Here is a 20697-nt window from a genome sequence, read left to right as displayed (position 1 = left end):
TGAAACCGCATGGCCCGCGCAGAGAACCACCGGAGCACCGGCATCTGCAGCGCCACCCCACCCGCTGACGAACGACGGAGAACACATTGAGCGCACAGATCGGTGTCACAGGCCTGGCAGTGATGGGGGCGAATCTCGCCCGGAACCTGGCCCGTAACGGCTACACCGTGGCCCTGCACAACAGGTCGGTGGAGAAGACGGACGCGCTGCTGCACAAGCACGGCGGGGACGGCGACTTCATCCGGACCGAGACCCTGCAGGAGCTCGTCGACTCCCTCGAGAAGCCCCGCCGGGTCCTGATCATGGTGAAGGCCGGCAAGCCCGTGGATTCGGTGATCGACCAGCTCACCCCGCTGCTGGAGCCGGGTGACATCGTGATCGACGGCGGCAATTCGCACTATGAGGACACGCGGCGGCGTGAGGCGGCCCTGTCCGAGCACGACCTGCACTTCGTCGGGGTGGGCGTCTCGGGAGGCGAGGAGGGCGCACTGCTGGGCCCGTCGATCATGCCCGGAGGTTCCCGGGAGTCCTACGACTCCCTCGGACCGATGCTGGAGAAGATCTCCGCGAAGTACGACGGCGAGCCGTGCTGCCGCTGGATCGGCACCGACGGGGCCGGGCACTTCGTGAAGATGGTGCACAACGGCATCGAGTACGCGGACATGCAGGTCATCGGCGAGGCCTTCGATCTGCTGCGCTCGGGTGCCGGGATCGAGCCGGCGGACCAGGCGAAGATCTTCACGGACTGGAACGCGGGCACGCTGTCCTCGTTCCTCATCGAGATCACCGCGGAGGTGCTCGGGCACACCGACGCACGCACCGGCAAGCCGTTCGTCGACGTCGTCGTCGATGCCGCCGGGCAGAAGGGGACAGGCCGCTGGACGGTGGTCTCCGCGCTGGAGTTGGGCAGCCCGACCTCGGGCATCGCGGAGTCGGTCTTCGCCCGTGCGCTGTCCTCGCAGCTCGAGCAGCGCCTGGAGGCGCAGGACGCCCTGCAGGGCCACGAGGCCACCGTCGAGGTGCCGGAGACGTTCGTGGAGGACGTACGGCTCGCCCTCTACGCGTCCAAGCTGGTCAGCTACGCCCAGGGCATCGACATGCTCACGGCGGCGGCGAAGGAGTACGGCTGGGAGCTCAATCTCGAGGAGATCGCATCGCTCTGGCGTGCCGGGTGCATCATCCGCGCGGAGCTGCTCGACGACATCATGAAGGCCTACGCCGTGGCCGACGAGCGCCCGGCGAATCTCCTGCTGGCCCCGGCGTTCACCGAGGCGATCGCGGGCGCGATCCCGGCGTGGCGCCGCGTGGTGGCCACAGCCGTGCAGCTGGGCATCCCGGTCCCGGTCTTCTCGGCCTCGCTGGCCTACTACGACGGGCTGCGCCGCAAGCGCCTCCCGGCAGCCCTCACGCAAGGCCTGCGCGACCTGTTCGGCGCCCACACCTACCACCGCGTCGACACCGACGGCACGTTCCACACGCTGTGGGGCGAGGACAAGTCCGAGATCGAAGCCGTCGACACCCACTGACGGACGCCGGACACACAGGAAGCCCCGGACCGAGGTCCGGGGCTTCTCTGTGTGTGTCGCCTGTCCCGTCCTAGATGTAGAGGGCGGGATCCACGTACTCGGCCGGATCCACGGCCGGCTGCGTCTCACGGCGGGAGTCGCGGTGGCGGAACGTCGCGGGGATGCCGGTCACGATCGAGTCCGGCGGCGTGTCCTTGACGACGACGGCATTCGCGCCCACCGCGCTCCCGGCGCCGATGGTGATCGGACCGAGCACCTTCGCTCCCGCGCCGATGGTCACGCGGTCACCGATCGTCGGATGGCGCTTGACCTTCTCGAGCGACCTGCCGCCCAGGGTCACCCCCTGGTAGAGCATGACGTCGTCGCCGATCTCCGCCGTGCTGCCGATCACGATCCCCATGCCGTGGTCGATGAAGAACCTGCGCCCGATGGTCGCCGCCGGGTGGATCTCGATCCCGGTCAGCGCCCGGGCCAGCTGCGACATGACCCGCGCGGGGAAACGCAGCCTCTCGTCACGCCACATGCGGTGGGTGAGCCGGTGGACCCAGATGGCGTGCAGCCCCGAGTACACGAGCGTGTTCTCCAGGGACCCACGGGCAGCCGGATCGTGGGTGCGCGCGGTGTCGAGGTCCTCACGCAGTCGTTCTAGGAAGCTCACCGGCTGTACCCTCTCGGGGGAATCGTCAGGAACGGGTCAGGGACGGGGCGGCGTCAGCCGCGGATGTCGTCGAAGAGCACCGTGGAGATGTAGCGCTCGCCGAAGTCGCAGACGACCGCCACGATGAGCTTACCGGCGTTCTCGGGTCGCTTCGCGAGTTCGAGCGCGGCCCACACGATGGCACCCGACGAGATGCCGCCCAGGATGCCCTCCTGGGTGCCGAGGGCGCGGGCCACGCGCACGGAGTCCTCGACGGTGGCGTCGATGACCTCGTCGTAGGCGTCGCGGTCGAGGTTCTCGGGGATGAAGTTGGCGCCGAGTCCCTGGATCTTGTGCGGACCGGGTGCGCCGCCGTTGAGGATGGGGGAGTCGGCCGGTTCGACGGCGACGATCCGCACACCGGGCTTGCGCTCCTTCAGCACCTGCCCGACGCCGGTGATGGTGCCACCCGTGCCGACGCCGGCCACGAAGATGTCCACCTCGCCATCCGTGTCCTCCCAGACCTCTTCGGCCGTGGTGGCCCGGTGGATCGCCGGGTTCGCAGCGTTCGCGAACTGCTGCGCCCAGATGGCGTTCTCCGTCGTCGCGACGATGTCCTTGGCACGCTCGACGGCGCCGCGCATGCCCTCGGAACCCGGCGTCAGGACGATCTCGGCGCCGTAGGCCCGCAGCATGACCCGACGTTCGGTGGACATGGTCTCCGGCATGGTCAGGAGGACCCGGTACCCGCGTGCCGCACCCACCATGGCCAGGGCGATCCCGGTGTTCCCGGAGGTGCCCTCGACGATCGTCCCGCCCGGGCGGAGCGCCCCGGCCTTCTCCGCCGCGTCGATGATGGCCACGCCGATGCGGTCCTTCACGCTGTTGGCGGGATTGTAGAACTCGAGCTTGACGGCGACCTGCGCGTCGAGGCCCTCGGTGAGGCGGTTGAGGCGGACGAGGGGCGTCCTGCCCACCAGCTGGGTGACGTCGTCGTAGATCTTTGCCATGGGGAGCCTGCCTGTTCGCAAGAGGTGGGAGTGATCGGGTCGGTCGTGGCAGGGCGGATGACCGCCCCCGGACCGACGGCGGTCAGCTTAACGGGTGGGCACCTGCCGACCTAGGCGGCGAGCCACTGGGCGTAATATTTGCGGGCCTTGGACAGCTTCGGATTGATGATCACCTGGCAGTAGCCCTGCTCGGGGTGCTTGGCGTAGTAGTCCTGGTGCCAGTCCTCCGCGACGTGGAACAGCGGGAGCCTGCTGACCTCGGTGACGATCGGGTTCTTCCAGTTCTCCTGGTTGCGGCGGATCGCGTCCTCGAACAGTGTTTTCTGCTCGGCGTCCTGGTAGTACATGACGCTGCGGTACTGCGTGCCGACGTCGTAGCCCTGCCGGTTCAGGGTGGTGGGGTCGTGGGACACGAAGAACATGTCCAGGATCACGTCCTCGGGGATGACGGACTCCTCGAACGTCACCGCGACCACCTCGGCATGCCCGGTCATCCCGGAGCAGACGGAATCGTAGTCGGGGTGCCTCGTGTGGCCGCCGGTGTAACCGGACACCACCTCGGTCACGCCGCGGGTCTTCTGGTAGAGGGCATCGAGGCACCAGAAACAGCCACCTCCGAGCACAAAAGTCTTCATGTCTGTGTCAATGCACGGTGCGCCCCGATGATTCCCGTCCGGAATCCGCCCCGGGCGAACCTTGGAGGCTTGGAGGGGCGGTCGGCGGCGGGTATTACTGGTGTCATGGAACAGAACGAGCAGAGGGCCGTTGCCGGCCTGTCGGGTCTCGCGGTGGCCACCCTGGAGGGTGGAGGATCCGGGCAGGCCGTCCGGGTCCCGACCGTGGGCGACGTCCTGGTGGCGATCGAGGAGTTGTGGCCGGAGAGCCTCGCCGAGGGCTGGGACGCCGTCGGACTCGTCGCGGGCCGGTCGGAGAACCCGGTGGGGAAGATTCTCTTCACGGTCGATCCCTCCGGTGCCGTCCTCGACGAGGCGCTGGAGTGGGGTGCGACGATGATCGTCTCCCATCACCCCCTGCTCCTGAAGCCCGTCTCCACCGTCGCGGCGTCGGGTTTCAAGGGTGACGTCGTCCACCGGCTGATCGAGGCGGGCTGCGCCCTCGTCACGGTCCACACCAACGGTGACAGCGCCGTCGGCGGTGTGTCCGACGTCCTCGCCGACGCCCTGGGTCTGCAGGACGTGAAGCCCCTCGCTCCTGCCGCGAACGGGCTGCCCGAGGAGGGGATCGGGCGGGTCGGCGACCTGGCGACGCCGGTGGCGCTCGGCGACTTCGCCGAGACCGTCTTCTCGATCATGCCCGCCGTCGCCGGGGGAGTGCGTGTCGCGGGCGACAAGGACGCCCTGGTGCGCCGGGTCGCCGTGTGCGGCGGGGCGGGTGACTCCCTGTTCGACCGCGTCCGCTCGAGCGACGCGGACGTCTACGTGACCGCGGACCTCCGTCACCACCCGGCCTCGGAGGTGCGGGAGGCGGCGGCCGGAGGAACGCCCTACCTGATCGACGTCTCGCACTTCGGCAGCGAGTGGCTGTGGCTCACGCCGGCGGCGGACGCCCTGGGGGCAGTGCTCGCCGACCAGGGATTCATCACCGACATCCGCGTCAGCGGGGTCAATACGGACCCCTGGGACTTCGTCCTGACCCCCGGCCACTGACCTGCCCCCGAGCCGCGGCTGACCGTCCGGGTCGTCGTGGTGGCCTAGGCTTGGACGACGCCCCTGCCCGCCCGTCGAGCCCCACCCGTCCTACCCTGGAGGTTAATCCGTGGCCAAGGCTGCACCCGAGGAACAACGTCGCCTGCTCGACCTGCAGGCCCTCGACTCGACCCTCAACAAGCTCTCCCGCCAGGCCGTCGCCGCCCGCGGGAACCCCGCGCTTGCCGCCGTCGCCGCGCGCGTGGCCGAGGTGGACGCCGAGCTTGTGCGGGCCGGCACCGCACTGGGGGACCTCGAGCGTGAACTGACACGCGCCGAGGACGAGGTGCAGTCCGTGGTGACCCGCCTCGAGCGTGACGAGAAGCGCCTCAACAGCGGGACCGGGACGTCGAAGGACCTCACGGCGCTGCAGCACGAGGTGGGCACGCTGACCAAGCGGCGGTCCGACCTCGAGGACATCGAACTGGACGTCATGGAACGCGTCGAGGCCGCCCGCGCCGCCCGCGCCGAGGTCGAGGAGCGCACGGACGCCGTCCGGGCCGAACTCCGCGGACTCGAGGAGGCACGCGATCTCGAACTCGCCGACATCGAGGTGCAGCGCGCCGACGTCCAGGCCCGCCGCAACGAACTGGCGTCCACCTTCGAGGCCGGACTCCTCGCCCTCTACGAGCGGATCCTCGTGAAGCGCGGTGTCGGTGCCGCGCGGCTCTTCCACGGCAAATCGGAGGGCTCGGGCATGCAGCTGAGCCCGGGCGACCTCCGCGACATCGCCGACTCGGCTCCCGACGACGTCGTGCTGTGCCCCGACTCGGGGTGCATCCTCGTCCGCTCGAGCGACTGGGGCACTGCGCAGCCGTGAACCACCAGCAACTGTTCGACCCTTATGAGAACGACACCCCCGAGCACGAGGATCCGGCGGACGGGCCGTCCCGCCTCGTCGTCGAGGCCGACGGCGGCTCCCGCGGCAATCCTGGGCACGCCGGGTACGGCGCCCTCGTCCGCGATCCCTCGACCGGGCGGATCCTCGTCGAGAAGGCCGCGTACATCGGAAAGGCCTCCAACAACGTGGCCGAGTATTCCGGCCTCGTGTCCGGGCTGGAGCTCGCCCGCGAGATCAACCCCCGGGCGACCGTCCACGTGAAGATGGACTCGAAGCTCGTCGTGGAGCAGATGTCGGGCCGGTGGCAGATCAAGCACGCCGACATGAAGGTGCTCGCAGCGAAGGCCCGCAAAGTCCTCGACCCTCGGCGCGTCACCTACGAGTGGATCCCGCGCGAGCGCAACAAGGACGCCGACCGGCTGTCCAACGAGGCGATGGACGCCGGCATGGCCGGCGTCCCGTGGAAGCCCCGCACCCCTGCAGCCCCGGCACCCGGTCAAGGTTCCGGGACAGGTGCCGGTTCCCCCGCCGGTGCGGCCGCCGGATCCCCGGCGGAGGCGCCGCGGCCGGCGGGCAGGCTCCACCACCTCGAGGTGTGGACCACGGACCTCCCGGCGGCGGAGGCGAGCCTGGGCTGGCTGCTCGAGCGGCTCGGCTTCCCGCGCAAGGAGTCCTGGAAGGACGGCGTCAGCTACGGGTCCGACGAGTTCTACCTCGTGCTGGAGAGCGGTCCGGACGTGGCGGACGGGCGTCACGAACGCCGTCGTCCCGGCGTGAACCATCTCGCCTTCCGCGCCGGCTCGCGCTCGGCCGTGGATCTGCTGGCGCGGCGCGCCGCGAGTCACGGCTGGTCCCTGCTCTTCGCGGACAGGCATCCCTTCGCGGGGGGACCGGAGCACTACGCCGCGTACCTCGAGAACGCCGAGGGGTTCGAGGTGGAGCTGGTCGCCGACTGACGACCGTCAGTCGAGCACGATGTCCAGCTGGGCCGGCTTCCTCGCCGTCGCAGGTCGGAGGTCGGCCGTCCACTTCTCACGGGCCGCTCCCAGCAGGGCTTCCGGGGTCGCCGGGGCCGCACCCCGCCGGGTAAGCAGGTGGCGCGCGAACTCCCCGCGCGTGTGCTTGGCGAAGTGGGACACCACCGTCCGCCTGCCGTCGCGCACCTGGAACACGTTGACGGCGGCGCTCTGCCGCGTCGGCGGGGTCCAGGCGGCCGCATAGGTGCTCGAGCGGCAGTCGACCACCAGGCCGGCGCCCGCACGATCCGCGAGGGGCTGGGTGAGGTGTTCCTTCCAGTAGGAGGCCAGGCGGCCCGTGCCCGGCAGGTCCACCGACATCGACAGGCGGTAGGCGGGGATCCGGTCGCCGAAGGCGATCGCGCCCCAGAGGCCCGACACCACGATGCACTGCTCCCGCGCGCGGCGCTTCTGTCCGGGCGTCAGCGAGGCGTAGCCGAGGGCGTCGTACAGGACCCCCGAGTAGACGTCGTGCGCCGGAGCAGCCGGCGCGACGTCGAGCACCAGATTCCGCTGCACGTCCTCGACGAGGGACGCGCCGACGCCGAGGACAGCGTGCGCGTCGTCGGCGCCGCTGGCGTCCTTCAGCGCTGCGAGCACGGCCCTGCGGGCCGGGTTGAGTGCGGGGAAGTGGAGGTCCTCGAGGTGGACGGGGGTGCCTCGACGGGCTGCGGACTTGCCTTCGGACGGGGGGAGCAGGATCAGCACCGATCAACCCTACCCAATGTGCGCGGCCCTCCCGTCGCCGTCCGGGCGGGCGCTTTCTCCGACTAGAATGGAGAACGGATGGGTCGACCAGGCGGCCGCGTTGGACGGGGCATCAGCCCGATCCACCGAGGAACGTCCGGGCTCCGCAGGGCAGGGTGGTGGGTAACGCCCACTCGGGGTAACCCGCAGGCCAGTGCCACAGAAAAGAGACCGCTTCCCGCTGCAGGCTTCGGCCCGCGACGGGCAGTAAGGGTGAAAAGGCGGTGTAAGAGACCACCAGCATGCCGGGTGACCGGCATGGCTCGGTAAACCCCACCCGGAGCAAGGCCAGACAGTGCGCGTCATCAGGGCTGCCCGCCCGAGTGCACGGGTAGGCCGCTGGAGGGCGTCGGCAACGGCGTTCGTAGATGGATGGCCGCCACTCGCGCGCCGGCAACGGCGCACGATGACAGAACCCGGCGTATCGGTCGACCCATCCCTCGGCCCAGGCCCGAAGCCGTCGGCGCGTCGTTCGTCATCGAACGGTGCCCGCCCGAATAGTCTGTGATCACCGTCGTGGGTCTCCTCGATGAGCACGACGGTACGGACGGGTCGGCCTACTGCTGGGGCTTGGGGCTGACCCGTTCACCTTCCCCTCACGCCGCGAGGAAGCACGCCCGGCCTGTAGGTTTAAGCGGTCCCCCGTACCCGGTCTCAAGAGGTAGGGGGACCGCCCGGCGTCTATAGCCGCCTCGGGAGCCGGTCGACCGCGATACTGCTGGGGGAACGATCGCGGGACCCACTCCCGATATTCATTCTCCGCTTCTCCCGTGGGGTCGGCAATCTGCGGGGTGCCTCTAAGCCAACGGAGAACGCGGGAACTTTCGCAGACGGTGCCGTAGGCAACGAATTATCGGACGGCACGCCGGGTCCGTCAAGACGCGGTGAAGTCGTTCGGGTCTTCCCCTCGAGGCGCCTCGGGCTCGTCCGCACGCTCGGCTAGGGTGATCGGATGAGCGCTGGGAGTACGGGGGAGGGGCACCTGCTGGCGCGCAACTCCAATTTCCGCTCCCTGATGATCTCGAGCACGGTCGGCGTCCTGGGGAATGCCGTCGCCGCGGTGGCGCTTCCCGTCATCGCCGCCGTGGAACTCGAGGCGAGCAACTTCGCGGTCGCCACGCTGGCCGGTATGACCTTCCTGCCCTGGCTCCTCTTCGGTCTGGTGATCGGCACCTGGGTGGACCGGTTGCCCCGCCGCCCCGTGATGCTGTGGGCGTTGGCCGTCCGCATCGCCACCCTCGCCCTCCTGCCGCTCGGCTTCTGGCTGGGCTTCCTCTCGACACCGCTCCTGTTCGGGGCGGCCTTCACCGCGGGGCTGGCCTCCGTGTTCTTCCAGCTCGCGGATGCCGCAATGGTGCAGCAGGCGGTGACGCCCGACGAGTTGATGGAAGGCAACGGCCTGATCACCGGAGCCGGGGCCGCGGCGGACGCCGCCGGCCGTTCCGTCGCCGGATGGCTCGCGGGAGCTGCGGGCGGATCCAATGCGCTGATCGTGCAGCTGGTGGCCTCGGTGGTGTCCCTCCTGGCTCTCCAGCGGCTCGACGTGAAGGAGATCGTGCAGCCGCAGAGCAGGCCGCACATCCTCCGCGAGATGCGGGACGGGCTGCGCTACACCTTCAGCACAGCTCCACTGCGCGCGATCCTGCTCAATGCGGCACTCTGGAACCTGGGCGGCAACATCGCGGCGTCGCTCCTGGTGGTGCTGGTCCTGAGGACGCTGGGGGAATCGGAGGTGTGGCTCGGGTTGCTGCTGGCGGCAGCCTCGGTGGGTGGCGCGATCGGCGGCACGACGGCGCATTGGATGGGGAAGCACTTCGGGTCCGGGCCGCTCTGGCGCTGGTCCATGGTGCCCGGGGTCTTCGGCTACGCCTCACTGCTGGTCCTCGCCCCCGGCTGGGGGATGCTCTGGGGAGTCATCGGCCTGTTCGTCATGGGCGCGAGCGTCGCGTGGAACATCGTGGTGGGCACGAGTTTCCGCCAGCGGGTGTGCCCGCCCGACATGATGGGGCGCCTCGGAGCGGCGTCGCGCATGGTGAGCTGGGGCATGCTCGCGCTCGCGAGCCTGCTGGCGGGCGTCCTCGCGGAGACGATCGGCATCCGCGAGGCGGTGCTCGTCGGCGTTGTCATCGCCTGCCTGGCGCCGCTCGTCGCCCTGCTCGGGCCGCTGCGCGGCATCCGGCGCCTCGAGGACCTCGTCGAGGTCCCCGCGCCCGGCCGGTTGAATGTCGCCGAGAACCTCTGACCACTGCCGGCCGAAGCCTTCGCGGCAGCGGTCGCGCACGTGTACCGCGGTCGCGCGTACCAGGCGCGTCCGGTGCTCCCAGGCCCTAGTGGCCGAAGGGATCCGGATCGACGCCGGGCATCCACGTCAGGCCCGGAACACCCCAGCCGTGGTTCTTCACGCTCTTGCGGGCCTTCCGCGACTGGCGCGCGTCGAGCCGGTCGACGTACAGCTTCCCGTCCAGGTGGTCGTACTCGTGCTGAAGGCAGCGGGCGAACCACCCCGTGGCCTCGAACTCGACGGCAGCGCCGTCGCCGTCGAAGCCCGTGATCCTCGCCCACTCGGCACGCTTGAGGGGGAACGCCTCCCCGGGGACGGACAGGCAGCCCTCCGACTCGTCGTCCGGGTCGGGAGCGGATCCGGGGACCTTGGAGGTGACGAGGGTGGGATTGACGAGCACGCCACGCGGCGCCACGTCGTCGTCGTTCTCCATGCCGTACACGAAGACCCGCAGTCCGACGCCGATCTGGGGCGCCGCGAGCCCCACGCCGTTCGCGGCGTCCATGGTCTCGAACATGTCGGCGATGAGCATGCGCAGCCCGTCGTCGAAGGAATCGACCGGCAGGGCCCGCCGGTGGAGGACGGGTTCCCCCGAGATCACGATGGGATGCACTGTCATGGGACCTACCTGTTCTGCGTGGGGCTGTCGGCGATCGACCGGCCGATGGATTCGCGCATGATCTCGCTGGTCCCGCCGAAGATGGTCAGCAGACGCGCGGCCAGGAAGGCCTGCGAGACCGGGTATTCGAGGATGTAGCCGTAGCCGCCGTGCAGCTGCAGGCAGCGGTCCGTGACGGCCTTCGCGCGTTCGCTCGCCCACAACTTGGCCTGCGCGGCGGCGGTAGGGGTCAGCGTGCCGGCGTTGAAGGCGAGGACCGCCTGATCGACGAAGGCCTCGGTCACCTCGATCTCGGTCAGGAGATCGGCGAGCACGTGCCGGATGGTCTGGAAGTCGAGCACGCGCTCCCCGAAGGCGCTGCGCTCGGTCACGTACCGCAGGGTCTGCTGGTAGGTGGCCCGCGCGAGGGCCGCAGCGGCGACGGCGATGCCGAGGCGGCCCTGGGGGATCTGCTCGAGGCTGTAGCGCAGGCCCTGGCCGACCTCGCCCACGAGGTCGGCCCCGGGTACCCGCACGTTGTCGAAGAACAGCTCGGCCGTGTCCGAGGCCCGCAGCCCCATCTTGTCGAGCTGGCGGCCGGGGGTGTAGCCCTCGCCGCGTCGCACCATGAACAGGGAGAAGGAGTCACTGGCCCCGCGGCCCGTGCTGCCGTCCGTGCGGGCGAGCACCAGCGAGGCGTCACCGCTGATGCCGTTGCCGATGAACACCTTCTGGCCCGTGATGAGCCAGTCGTCACCGTCGCGCACGGCGCGGGTGCGGATGCCCCGCAGGTCGCTGCCGGCTCCGGGCTCGGTCCAGGCGCAGGAGGTCACGATCTCGCCGGAGACCATGCCGGGCAGCCACCGCTGCTTGAGGTCCTCCGACCCGTGGGCCAGCAGGTGCGGGAGCACGAGGTCGTCGTGCAGGTGGAACGCGAGCCCGACGGCGAGGTGGTTGCTCCGTGCGAACTCCTCGTCCAGGACGGCGCGGAAGCGGTAGTCGGGCATCCCGGCTCCACCGAACTCCTCGGGGACCGCCAGTCCCAGCAGTCCCTGTTCGCCGGCGGCGGTCCACACCGACCGGTCCATCATGTGCTGCTGGTCCCACCCGGCGTAGTGGGGGGCGACGGCGCGCTCGTTGAACTCGCGGGCGACGTCGCGGAAGAGCTCGTGATCCTCGTCGAACACTGTGCGTTCCATGGTCTGGTCCTTCGGTGCTGTCAGCCGGCGGGCGCAGACCGAGGGCTGGCGTCCGGGGCTGGGCTTGATGGGGCCGCAAATGCGTATGCCGCCCCGGATGATCTCCGGGACGGCATCTGCGGCCGGGATGTCTCCCGGCATCTGAGGGTGAGTAACGGGGGTTGAACCCGCGACCTCCTGGACCACAACCAGGCGCTCTGCCAACTGAGCTATACCCACCATGCGCCTAGCCGGACAACCCGGGTCGAACTCGATCCGGGCCGCCTGCGACAGGCAGCGGATACAAGTTTACACACATTTCGGTGTGCTCCCGACAGGGCGTGCCTCAGGTCGCGACGGTACCCGCGACGGTGCCCGCGATGGCCTTGCTGGTGGCCGAGTCCGGCCCCGGGGAGGGCACGAAGACCGCGGCGCGGTAGTAGCGCAGCTCCGTGATCGAATCCTCGATGTCGCCCAGGGCCCGGTGCCCGCCCGTCTTCGCCGGTGACTGGAAGTAGGCGCGGGTGTACCAGCGGCGTGCGAGTTCCTTGATGGTGGACACGTCGATGACCCGGTAGTGCAGATGGTCGACGACGAGCGGCATGTCGCGGACGAGGAAGTTCCGGTCGGTGCCGACGGAGTTGCCCGCCAGCTGCGCCTTCCGCGGCTCCGGGACCCAGGTCCTGATGTACTCCAGGACCTGCTGCTCCGCCTCGCCCATGGTGATACCGCCGTCGAGCTCCTCGAGCAGTCCCGAGGTGGTGTGCATCTGCCGCACGAAGTCGCCCATGTGCGCGAGCGCGTCGGTGGGAGGCTTGATCACCACGTCCACGCCGTCGCCCAGGACATTGAGCTCGGAATCCGTCACGAGGACGGCCACTTCGATCAGGGCGTCGTTGACGAGGTCCAGCCCCGTCATCTCGCAGTCGATCCAGACGATGGGGTCATTCGATATCGGCATTCGACCAATGTACCGTCCGTCACCGACGGCGCCCTGCGTGAGCCCGGCACCCTGTCGGCGCGCCTGCGCGGACCGGCGCGTGCACTACCCGCGAAGGGGCCCGGTGCTAATATTCGAACAGTTCGCTCACGGCTGCGGGGAGATCTGGGTGACCCCGCCGCTTCCGGCACGGGCACCGCGGAGTCCGCCGTCAGGCCGCCCCGGCGGCCCGCGACGACGGGCGTGCGACGCCGACCCCCTGCTTGCCGACGATTGGAATCGCCCCGATGCCCGCCCAGGTCCCGCTCACGAAGGTCGAGACGCAGCCGGGCCCACACCGCCCCGACGTCGCGGTCGTGCAGGGGTTCATCGGTTCCCTGCTGATGTGGATGGGGTCCCTCGGCGTCGGCTGGCTGTCGCTCGCCTCCGCCGAGCTGAGGCGCAATCCCGTCATCATCTGGCTCCGCTTCGAGCCTGCCGGGGCCGTGCTGTCGGTGCTGCTCCTGGCGCTGGGCGGCATGCTCCTGATCCGGGCGTGGCTCCGCCTGGGCCAGAGACTGAACGGGTGGTCGGACGACACCAGGCCCTACCTGATGAAGGCGATCATCGCCTGGACCATCCCGCTCGCTGCCGCGCTGCCGCTGTTCAGCCGTGATGTCTTCGCGTACATCGCGCAGGGCCAGGTCATGGTCGCCAAGCTCAATCCGTACGTCGACGGCTACTCGCAGATCTCCAACTACCTGCAGATCGGGGCCGACGACCTCTGGGCGCAGAGCCCCACGCCCTACGGGCCGGTGTTCCTGTGGATCGAGGAGGCCATCGTCAGGATCACGGGCGGGCACCCCGACACCTCGATCATCCTCTTCAGGGTCGTCGCGCTCATCGGGGTGGCCCTGTGCGTGTACTACGTCCCCAAGCTGGCGGAGCTGCACTCCATCAACCCGAACCGCGCCCTGTGGCTGTCCGTCGCCAACCCGCTGTTCCTCGTCAACTTCGTGGCAGCCATCCACAACGACTCCCTGATGATCGGCCTCGCACTCGCCGGGCTGTACCTCGCCGCGACCCGGCGACCCGTCCTCGGGATCCTGCTCATCACCCTGTCGGTGGGCATCAAGCCGATCACCCTCATCTTCCTGCCGTTCATCGGACTGATGTGGGCGGGCAAGGGCGCCTCCTGGCCGCGGCGCTTCCTGTACTGGTTCCTCACCGCCGCCCTGTGCCTCGGGGTCCTGGCGGTCATGGGGTACATCAACACCTTCGGCTTCGGCTGGGTGGGGGCACTCAGCACGCCGGGCAGCGTGTGGATCTGGTACGCACCGGTCGGGTTCCTCGGCCTCGTCATCGCGACGCTCGGCGACGCCGTCGGGCTGAGCGGCTGGGACATCGCCAACGGCTTCCACACCCTCGCGCGCCTGGCGTCCCTGGCCATCATCGCGCTGCAGGTCTTCCGCGGCGACCACAGCCGCCTCGTGCGCCGGCTCGCGATCGCCTTCGCGGCGATCGTGCTGCTCTCGCCCATGATCCAGTCCTGGTACGTGGTGTGGCTCATCCCGCTCTTCGCCGTCACCGGTATCCGGGACGACTGGCAGGTGAAGTTCCTCTACTTCACGGTCGCCTTCTTCATGGTCTACGCGATCACCGACCAGCTGGACATCTTCCCGTACTTCGACTTCAGCCTCATGATGGCGCGTCAGGTGGCCGCCGTCGTCGCCCTCGGATTCGCGCTCTATCTCGTGTTCGTGGACCCGCGGACCAAGGTCCTGTTCCGCAGGCGATACCGTCCACTGGAGCCGGGGCAGCTGCACTGACCGGCCCCGCGAGGGTGCGAACGGGGCACTCATCAGCGAAACCGGACATGCGGGACGGGCGCCGAGCGGCGATACTGAGCAGATGATTGAAACAGGAACGACGACGTACACCGGCGAGTTCGAGATCACCGGCTGGGATGCCGAACCCTACACCGAGCCCGGGAGTACGGGTGAGCTCTCCCGGGTGCGCGCCGAGAAGGTCTTCGAGGGCGAGATCAGCGGGACGAGCACGGCCGAGCTCCTCATGGCCGGCAACGACATCGGTGCCGGCTACGTGGCGTCCGAACAGTTCGTCGGGACGGTCGGGGATCGCACCGGGTCGATGACCGTCCAGCACTGGGGGGTCGCCGAGGGAGCCGAGGCCGCGAGTTCGGGCCACATCATCCCCGGCTCCGGCACCGGGGGACTGCGCGGCATCTCGGGCAAGGCGGTCTACTCGCAGGACCCCGACGGGCAGCACCGCCTGGAACTGCGGGTGAGCTTCGCCGAGGAGTAGGCCGCCGGCGGGCGGTACCGATCGGTGGCAGGTGCCCATAGTAAACTGGGGGAACTGCCTCCGTAGCTCAGGGGATAGAGCAGGGGCCTTCTAATCCTCTGGTCGCAGGTTCGAATCCTGCCGGGGGCACCACACGAAGGGCCGGACGCCGGGCGTCCGGCCCTTCGGCGTCCGCGGCGGCCTCGAACCGGCCCTGCAGCTGCGGGCCGCCGCCGTCATGCAGAGCCGGGGCCACCTCCGCCTGTCGGCCCAGCGGTTGTCAACATAGCGTCCCCTCCCGCGATGCCGCCGCCGTATTCCGCCGAGACTGGCTGGAGGCCGGCACCCACCGCCGTCCTGGTGACCTAGGGAAGGACGAATCATGACTGACAGCATCACCGTGCGGGGCTACGTCGCCACGGAGGTACGGCTGACCTCGGCGCAGAGCGGGCTCGCGATCGCCGGCTTCCGCATGTGCACCACGGAGCGTCGCCTCGACCGGGAGACCAACACGTGGGTGGACGGGCACACCAACTGGTATTCGGTATCGCTGTTCCGCCAGCTCGCGACCAACGCCGGAGCCAGCCTCAAGAAGGGCGATCGCGTGATCGTCACGGGGCGGCTGAAGATCCGACCCTGGAGCACTGCGGACGGCCGGACCGGCACCTCCGTGGAGATCGACGCCGACACGGTGGGCCACGACCTGATGTGGGGTACGGCGAACTACAGAAGGACGACAGCCGACCGATCCGACGCCCACCCCGTGTCCGGCTTCGACGGGCACGGGGTGGGTGTCCCGGCCGACGACATGCCCGAGGGTGTGGACGCCGCAACGGGCGAGGTCTACGACACGGCGTCGGACTTCGGCTCGGTCGACAGCGAGGTCCTCGGCGAAGTACACGGCGAGGTCGATGGTGTGGACGATGGTGCCTCGATGGACGGTGCCTCGAACGGACACGGGACCGGACGCGACCACGTCCCGGAGGCGGAAGCCGTTCCCTTCTGAGCGGATGCAGGCTGGTTGCTGATGCGTCCGCGAGGGTGTAGTTCCGGTGCGTACGGTACGTCCTTCGAGTCCGGTGGGTCCGAGGAGTCCCGGGGGAGTTCAGGGCGTCCAGCACTTCCGGGGAGATCGAGCGGCGGGCCGCAACCGACGAGCGGCGTGATGACCGGGAGGGCACTCGGGCGCATGGCAGGATGGGCTCGTGATGACAGCAGCCCCGGCAACCCCGCACCGCCGGATCCACGGCCGGCGTCCCACCGCCACCGCTTCGATCCTGGCGACGGCCGCGGTGGCCGTCCTCGCCCTCGGGTCCTGCTCCGCCCCCTCGACGGAGGCGGGCCGCGGGACGTCCTCGAGCGCGACGGCTGACCAGGCCGCGGAGTCCCTTCCGCGCGACCAGGGCACGGCCGTTCCGGCACCGCCCGCCTCGACAGCCGACCCGGCAGCGCCGGGGACGGACATCGCGAGGGTCGCCGCTTCCGTCGAGGCCGCCGTACGGGCGCTCGCAGGCAGCCAGGAGTCGGTCACCAGCGACCAGGTCCGGGGTGCCGTGGCGCAGGGGTTCACCGATGCGGCTGCGGTACCGGAGTCGCTCGAGGTGTCGATCGACCGCACCCCGACAGGCCTGGACGTCGACGCGATCCAGGGCGCCGGTCTCCTGCAGGGGAGCTGCGTGTTCGTCGAAGTACGCGAGGGGACGGTCTCGGCGTCCGTGCTGCCGGTCCTGGCATCGGGGCGGTGTTTCGTCGGCGACCAGCGCTAGCGCTGTGACGTGCCGGTGACGATCGGCTGAGCTGGTCCCTCGGGGGAGGACGGGCCGCCGAGTGTGGAAACGCGGCGGGCAGCCACTAGCCTTGAGGGTATGGCGGAATTTATCTACACAATGACCAAGGCCCGCAAGGCCGTCGGCGACAAAGTCATCCTCAACGATGTCAGCATGTCGTTCTTCCCGGGAGCGAAGATCGGCGTCGTCGGCCCGAACGGGTCCGGCAAGTCCACCATCCTGAAGATCATGGCGGGCCTGGATACGCCCTCGAACGGTGAGGCCCGTCTGAGTGCCGGCTACAGCGTCGGTATCCTCCTGCAGGAACCGCCCCTGAACGAGGAGAAGACCGTCCTCGGCAACGTCCAGGAGGGCGTCGGGGAGATCTACGCCAAGATCCAGCGCTTCAACGAGATCTCCGAGGAGATGGCCAGCCCGGACGCCGACTTCGACACGCTGCTCGACGAGATGGGCAAGCTGCAGGAAGCGATCGATGCCGCTGACGCCTGGGACCTGGACTCCCAGCTCGAGCAGGCCATGGACGCCCTGAGATGCCCGCCGCCGGATGCCGACGTCACCGTCCTCTCCGGTGGAGAGCGACGCCGGGTGGCGCTCTGCAAGCTGCTGCTGCAGAAGCCCGATCTGCTGCTCCTCGACGAGCCCACCAACCACCTGGACGCCGAGAGCGTGCTCTGGCTCGAGCAGCATCTCTCGTCGTACGCCGGCGCAGTCCTCGCCGTGACCCACGACCGCTACTTCCTCGACCACGTGGCCGAGTGGATCGCCGAGGTGGACCGCGGCAACCTGTACCCCTACGAGGGCAACTACTCCACCTACCTGGAGAAGAAGCGCGCGCGCCTCGAGGTCCAGGGCAAGAAGGACCAGAAGCTCTCCAAGCGCCTCACCGAGGAACTGGAGTGGGTCCGCTCCAACGCCAAGGGACGCCAGACGAAGTCCAAGGCACGCCTGAACCGCTACGAGGAGATGGCTGCGGAGGCGGAGCGCACCAGGAAGCTCGACTTCGAGGAGATCCAGATCCCGCCGGGCCCCAGGCTCGGCAGCCAGGTCATCGAGGCCCACGACCTGCGCAAGGGCTACGACGAGCGCATCCTCATCGACGGGCTGTCCTTCTCCCTCCCGCGCAACGGCATCGTGGGCGTCATCGGCCCGAACGGCGTCGGCAAGACCACGCTGTTCAAGACCATCGTGGGCCTCGAGCCCCTCGACGGCGGAGAGCTGCGCATCGGCGACTCGGTGAAGATCTCCTACGTCGACCAGTCCCGAGGCGGCATCGACCCCAACAAGAGCCTCTGGGAGGTCGTGTCCGACGGCCTCGATTTCATCCAGGTGGGCCAGGTCGAGATGCCGTCGCGCGCCTATGTCTCGGCGTTCGGCTTCAAGGGACCGGACCAGCAGAAGAAGGCTGGGGTGCTCTCCGGCGGTGAGCGCAACCGCCTGAACCTCGCGATGACCCTGAAGCAGGGCGGCAACCTGCTGCTCCTCGACGAACCGACCAACGACCTCGACGTGGAGACGCTGTCGAGCCTGGAGAACGCCCTGCTGGAATTCCCGGGCTGCGCCGTCGTCGTCTCGCACGACCGGTGGTTCCTCGACCGGGTGGCCACGCACATCCTGTCCTACGAGGGCACCGAGGAGGACCCGGACAACTGGTACTGGTTCGAGGGCAACTTCGACGCGTACGAGCAGAACAAGGTGGAGCGCCTGGGCCCCGACGCCGCCAAACCGCACCGCGTCACGCACCGCCGCCTCACCCGCGACTAGCGGCAGGAGACCGGCCCCGGAGGTATCCCGGCCGGCGCGCGACACAGCAGAGGGACACGGCGGATGCCGTGTCCCTCTGCTGTGCGGTGTCCCGCAGTCCGGTCGTAGCCCGACCGCGTCACCCTTGCGTGGAAGCGCCCAGGACGTGCCGGCCGGATCAGGTCGACGGGATGCGGATCATGCCCTCCTGCGCGACGCTGGCCACGAGTTCGCCCGCCCGGTTGTAGATGCGCCCGGCGGCCAGGCCGCGTGCGCCGGAGGCGCTCGGCGAGCTCTGGACGTAGAGGAGCCACTCGTCCACGCGCACGGGACGATGCCACCACATGGCGTGGTCGAGGCTCGCGACGCTCATGCCCGGCTGGACCCAGCTGAGCCCGTGCGGCCGCAGGATCGATTCGAGGAGGGTGTAGTCGCTCGCGTAGGCCAGGGCCGCCCGATGGAGGTCGGGGTCGTCGGGCAGGGGTCCGAGGCTGCGCATCCAGACGGCGTTGCGGGGTTCGCGCGGGCCCTCGTTGGTGAGGTAGATCGGCGCATCCACATGCCGGATGTCGAACGGGCGCTCGAAGGCCCATGCCCTGGCCACCGGGTGGTCGAGCGAGCCGAGCAGGTCCGCGGTCGTCGGGAGGCTCTCCGGGTCCGGCATGCCCTCCGGCATGGTGTCCTGGTGGACGACGCCCTCATCGGGTTCCTGGAAAGACGCGATCATCGACAGGATGGGGACGCCGTTCTGGTAGGCATGCGTCCGGCGCGCGGAGAAGGATCGACCGTCCCGCAGCCGCTGCACACCGAAGGTGATCGGCTGCTCGGCGTCACCGGCGCGCAGGAAGTAGGCGTGCATCGAGTGGACGTCGCGGGAGGAGTCGACGGTGCGCATCGCCGCGATCAGTGACTGGGCGAGGACCTGCCCGCCGAACACGCGCCGGCCCGGCTGACGGGCGGAGGAACCCACGAAGATCTCCTCGTCAGTCTGCGCCCCTTCCGCGCTGCTGAGATCGAGCAGCCCGAGGAGCGTCTGCGTCGGATCGGTGGCGGGCTCGGCGGCAGCGGCAGGGGCCGCGTGCGGCTGGTCGGTCATGGGGTCCTCGCGGTGGTGTCGGCGGAGCGTCGGGTGGAAACGATTACCCCCGACACTAGACGGACGCGTCCGTCATGCTCAAAACCACCTTCCCGCGGCCACCGCGGGGACCCACTGCGCGCCGACAGGAGCCGCGGTGAAGGGCCGCTCGAATTGTTGAGAGGATTGCACCATGCCCCCCGTGAACACCTTCCCCCTCCACCTGCGCTTCGGCGACGAGGATTCGTACGGCCACGTCAACAACGTCCGCTTCCTGCAGTTCCTCGAGGACGCTCGCGTCCAGCTGATGAGCGAGGCGCACCCGGGCGGCTCCTTCCTCGAACTGGTCGATCCCGATCACTACGCCCTCGTGGGACGGCAGGAGATCGAGTACCGGGCGCCGCTGAACTTCAGCACGCAGCCCGCCGCCGTCGAGATCTGGGTCACCGCGGTCGGCGCGTCCAGCTTCGACCTCGGCTACGCCGTCCGCGACCGGATGGAGACCGAGGGAAGCACCACGACGGCGATCGCGGCGACCACCATGGTCCTGGTCAGCCGGAGCACGGGGCGGCCCGTCCGCCTCTCGGACACCCAGCGGGCCGTCCTCCTGTCATGGCAGGGTCCGGCCGTCCCGTTCCGCCGGTCCCGGGGCAGGTAGGCGCCGTGTCATCCGCGGAGCTGCGGTTCTCGGACACGCGGACGGTCGCAGATTTCAGGACCTTCACCGCCCGGGCGCGGGCGAACGACGACGGCGGGATGCGGGTCGTGGCGGTCGGCGCCGTCGCAGCGGCGTACGTCCGCGTCCTCGGCCCCACGGTGCTCGGCGAGCCGCTCCCGACCGTGCTCGGACTCAGGACGATGGCGCTCGAGGAGGAGGCGCACGTCGACGTCACGGTCTCCCTCGGGTCCGTCCTCGACAGACTCGCGCGCATGCCCTCCGATGCCGTGGTCTTCCCGGTGCCCGCCGTGACGGTCACCGAGACCTGGGCGGGGATCCTTCCGCCACGCTCCGGCTGGACCCGCGCCGGCCAGGTGCCCTGCGACGTCCTCGACCGCGCGGCGAAGGACGGGATCGGGGAGGTGGCGCGGACCCTGCCCGAGCGTCCCGGCGCGCCGCTCGTGAGCAGCACGCGGGCGGCGGTGTGGGGCCGGCCCCTCGACGGCGTCGCGGGGCCGGTGCCGGCGGGAGCCGCCTTCGGCGCCTACAGTCTGGGGTTCCTCGTGCCGGACGGTACGGCGACCGTCCACGTCAACGGGCGCTGGTCCCGTGTGAGCACGAGCCGCGGGCATGTGCTCGTGCGGGCGGCGGCCCTGCTCTGACCCGGCGCGGGA

At 69.7% G+C, this 20697-nt stretch carries 20 protein-coding genes, 2 tRNA genes and 1 other RNA gene; 14 read left to right on the top strand and 9 right to left on the bottom strand.

What is annotated here, in order from left to right:
• The first annotated feature begins 86 nt into the window (after positions 1-86).
• Positions 87-1526: an NADP-dependent phosphogluconate dehydrogenase gene (gene gndA / locus ACX80N_RS06180; protein WP_459338689.1), complete on the top strand. Its 1440-nt coding sequence runs from the start codon at positions 87-89 to the stop codon at positions 1524-1526.
• A gap of 70 nt (positions 1527-1596) precedes the next feature.
• On the opposite strand, the gene epsC is transcribed toward gndA, so the two are convergent.
• The 3 genes from epsC to msrA form a co-directional block, all read right to left on the bottom strand.
• Entirely contained in the window at positions 1597-2184 is a 588-nt protein-coding gene (gene epsC / locus ACX80N_RS06175) for a serine O-acetyltransferase EpsC (RefSeq protein WP_459338688.1), read from the bottom strand.
• 53 nt (positions 2185-2237) lie between these two features.
• Entirely contained in the window at positions 2238-3173 is a 936-nt protein-coding gene (cysK, locus tag ACX80N_RS06170) for a cysteine synthase A (protein WP_105030825.1), read from the bottom strand.
• 110 nt (positions 3174-3283) lie between these two features.
• Positions 3284-3808, bottom strand: a complete 525-nt coding sequence (msrA, locus tag ACX80N_RS06165; protein WP_105030824.1) for a peptide-methionine (S)-S-oxide reductase MsrA — start codon at positions 3806-3808, stop codon at positions 3284-3286.
• Positions 3809-3913: 105 nt separating this feature from the next.
• Here msrA and ACX80N_RS06160 point away from each other — a divergent pair, with 105 nt between their 5' ends.
• The 3 genes from ACX80N_RS06160 to ACX80N_RS06150 all read left to right on the top strand — a co-directional run bounded on the left by ACX80N_RS06160 (position 3914) and on the right by ACX80N_RS06150 (position 6676).
• Complete coding sequence (locus tag ACX80N_RS06160) at positions 3914-4840, top strand: Nif3-like dinuclear metal center hexameric protein (protein ID WP_459338687.1); 927 nt, start codon at positions 3914-3916, stop codon at positions 4838-4840.
• A 109-nt stretch (positions 4841-4949) separates the two neighbouring features.
• Positions 4950-5699: a zinc ribbon domain-containing protein gene (locus ACX80N_RS06155; protein ID WP_459338686.1), complete on the top strand. Its 750-nt coding sequence runs from the start codon at positions 4950-4952 to the stop codon at positions 5697-5699.
• Positions 5696-6676: a reverse transcriptase-like protein gene (locus tag ACX80N_RS06150; RefSeq protein WP_459338685.1), complete on the top strand. Its 981-nt coding sequence runs from the start codon at positions 5696-5698 to the stop codon at positions 6674-6676. Before ACX80N_RS06155 ends, ACX80N_RS06150 begins: the two co-directional genes overlap by 4 nt.
• Positions 6677-6682: 6 nt before the next feature.
• On the opposite strand, the gene ACX80N_RS06145 is transcribed toward ACX80N_RS06150, so the two are convergent.
• Complete coding sequence (locus ACX80N_RS06145) at positions 6683-7444, bottom strand: YaaA family protein (RefSeq protein WP_459338684.1); 762 nt, start codon at positions 7442-7444, stop codon at positions 6683-6685.
• A 79-nt stretch (positions 7445-7523) separates the two neighbouring features.
• Here ACX80N_RS06145 and rnpB point away from each other — a divergent pair.
• An RNA gene (rnpB, locus tag ACX80N_RS06140) (RNase P RNA component class A) lies at positions 7524-7923 on the top strand.
• 512 nt (positions 7924-8435) lie between these two features.
• Complete coding sequence (locus tag ACX80N_RS06135; RefSeq protein ID WP_459338683.1) at positions 8436-9725, top strand: MFS transporter; 1290 nt, start codon at positions 8436-8438, stop codon at positions 9723-9725.
• 85 nt (positions 9726-9810) lie between these two features.
• On the opposite strand, the gene def is transcribed toward ACX80N_RS06135, so the two are convergent.
• The 4 genes from def to orn form a co-directional block, all read right to left on the bottom strand.
• Positions 9811-10383 carry a peptide deformylase gene (gene def, locus ACX80N_RS06130; protein ID WP_459338682.1) on the bottom strand — a complete coding sequence of 191 codons (573 nt, stop codon included), beginning with the start codon at positions 10381-10383 and terminating at the stop codon, positions 9811-9813.
• Between the two features lie 5 nt (positions 10384-10388).
• The gene (locus tag ACX80N_RS06125; protein ID WP_459338681.1) at positions 10389-11561 is read right to left on the bottom strand and encodes an acyl-CoA dehydrogenase family protein; all 1173 of its coding nucleotides are present in this window, start codon (positions 11559-11561) and stop codon (positions 10389-10391) included.
• Positions 11562-11707: 146 nt separating this feature from the next.
• A tRNA-His gene (locus tag ACX80N_RS06120) sits at positions 11708-11780 on the bottom strand.
• Positions 11781-11886: 106 nt separating this feature from the next.
• Positions 11887-12501, bottom strand: a complete 615-nt coding sequence (gene orn, locus ACX80N_RS06115) for an oligoribonuclease (protein ID WP_459338680.1) — start codon at positions 12499-12501, stop codon at positions 11887-11889.
• A gap of 266 nt (positions 12502-12767) precedes the next feature.
• On the opposite strand from orn, the gene mptB reads away from it, so the two are divergent.
• The 6 genes from mptB (at position 12768) to ettA (ending at position 18311) form a co-directional block, all read left to right on the top strand.
• The gene (gene mptB, locus ACX80N_RS06110; protein ID WP_105030816.1) at positions 12768-14288 is read left to right on the top strand and encodes a polyprenol phosphomannose-dependent alpha 1,6 mannosyltransferase MptB; all 1521 of its coding nucleotides are present in this window, start codon (positions 12768-12770) and stop codon (positions 14286-14288) included.
• Between the two features lie 82 nt (positions 14289-14370).
• Positions 14371-14784: a DUF3224 domain-containing protein gene (locus tag ACX80N_RS06105; protein ID WP_459338679.1), complete on the top strand. Its 414-nt coding sequence runs from the start codon at positions 14371-14373 to the stop codon at positions 14782-14784.
• A gap of 56 nt (positions 14785-14840) precedes the next feature.
• Positions 14841-14916: transfer RNA gene (locus tag ACX80N_RS06100), tRNA-Arg, on the top strand.
• Positions 14917-15145: 229 nt separating this feature from the next.
• On the top strand, positions 15146-15769 hold the full coding sequence (ssb, locus tag ACX80N_RS06095; protein WP_105030814.1) for a single-stranded DNA-binding protein: 624 nt from the start codon (positions 15146-15148) through the stop codon (positions 15767-15769).
• 202 nt (positions 15770-15971) lie between these two features.
• Positions 15972-16529, top strand: coding sequence for a DUF6993 domain-containing protein (locus ACX80N_RS06090; RefSeq protein WP_459338761.1), 558 nt, complete (start codon positions 15972-15974; stop codon positions 16527-16529).
• Between the two features lie 99 nt (positions 16530-16628).
• Positions 16629-18311 (top strand): energy-dependent translational throttle protein EttA, encoded by a 1683-nt coding sequence (gene ettA / locus ACX80N_RS06085; protein ID WP_459338678.1) that lies wholly within the window; start codon positions 16629-16631, stop codon positions 18309-18311.
• A 157-nt stretch (positions 18312-18468) separates the two neighbouring features.
• On the opposite strand, the gene ACX80N_RS06080 is transcribed toward ettA, so the two are convergent.
• Positions 18469-19386 carry an acyl-CoA thioesterase gene (locus tag ACX80N_RS06080; protein ID WP_459338677.1) on the bottom strand — a complete coding sequence of 306 codons (918 nt, stop codon included), beginning with the start codon at positions 19384-19386 and terminating at the stop codon, positions 18469-18471.
• Positions 19387-19558: 172 nt separating this feature from the next.
• Here ACX80N_RS06080 and ACX80N_RS06075 point away from each other — a divergent pair, with 172 nt between their 5' ends.
• Together ACX80N_RS06075 and ACX80N_RS06070 are read left to right on the top strand one after the other, a co-directional pair.
• Positions 19559-20023, top strand: a complete 465-nt coding sequence (locus tag ACX80N_RS06075; protein ID WP_459338676.1) for an acyl-CoA thioesterase — start codon at positions 19559-19561, stop codon at positions 20021-20023.
• Positions 19978-20685 (top strand): hypothetical protein, encoded by a 708-nt coding sequence (locus ACX80N_RS06070; protein ID WP_459338675.1) that lies wholly within the window; start codon positions 19978-19980, stop codon positions 20683-20685. The genes ACX80N_RS06075 and ACX80N_RS06070 overlap by 46 nt, the downstream gene beginning before the upstream one ends.
• Positions 20686-20697: the final 12 nt, after the last annotated feature.

The sequence above is a fragment of the Arthrobacter sp. MDT2-16 genome, from assembly GCF_054510925.1.
This window is presented reverse-complemented; position numbering and strand designations above follow the sequence as displayed.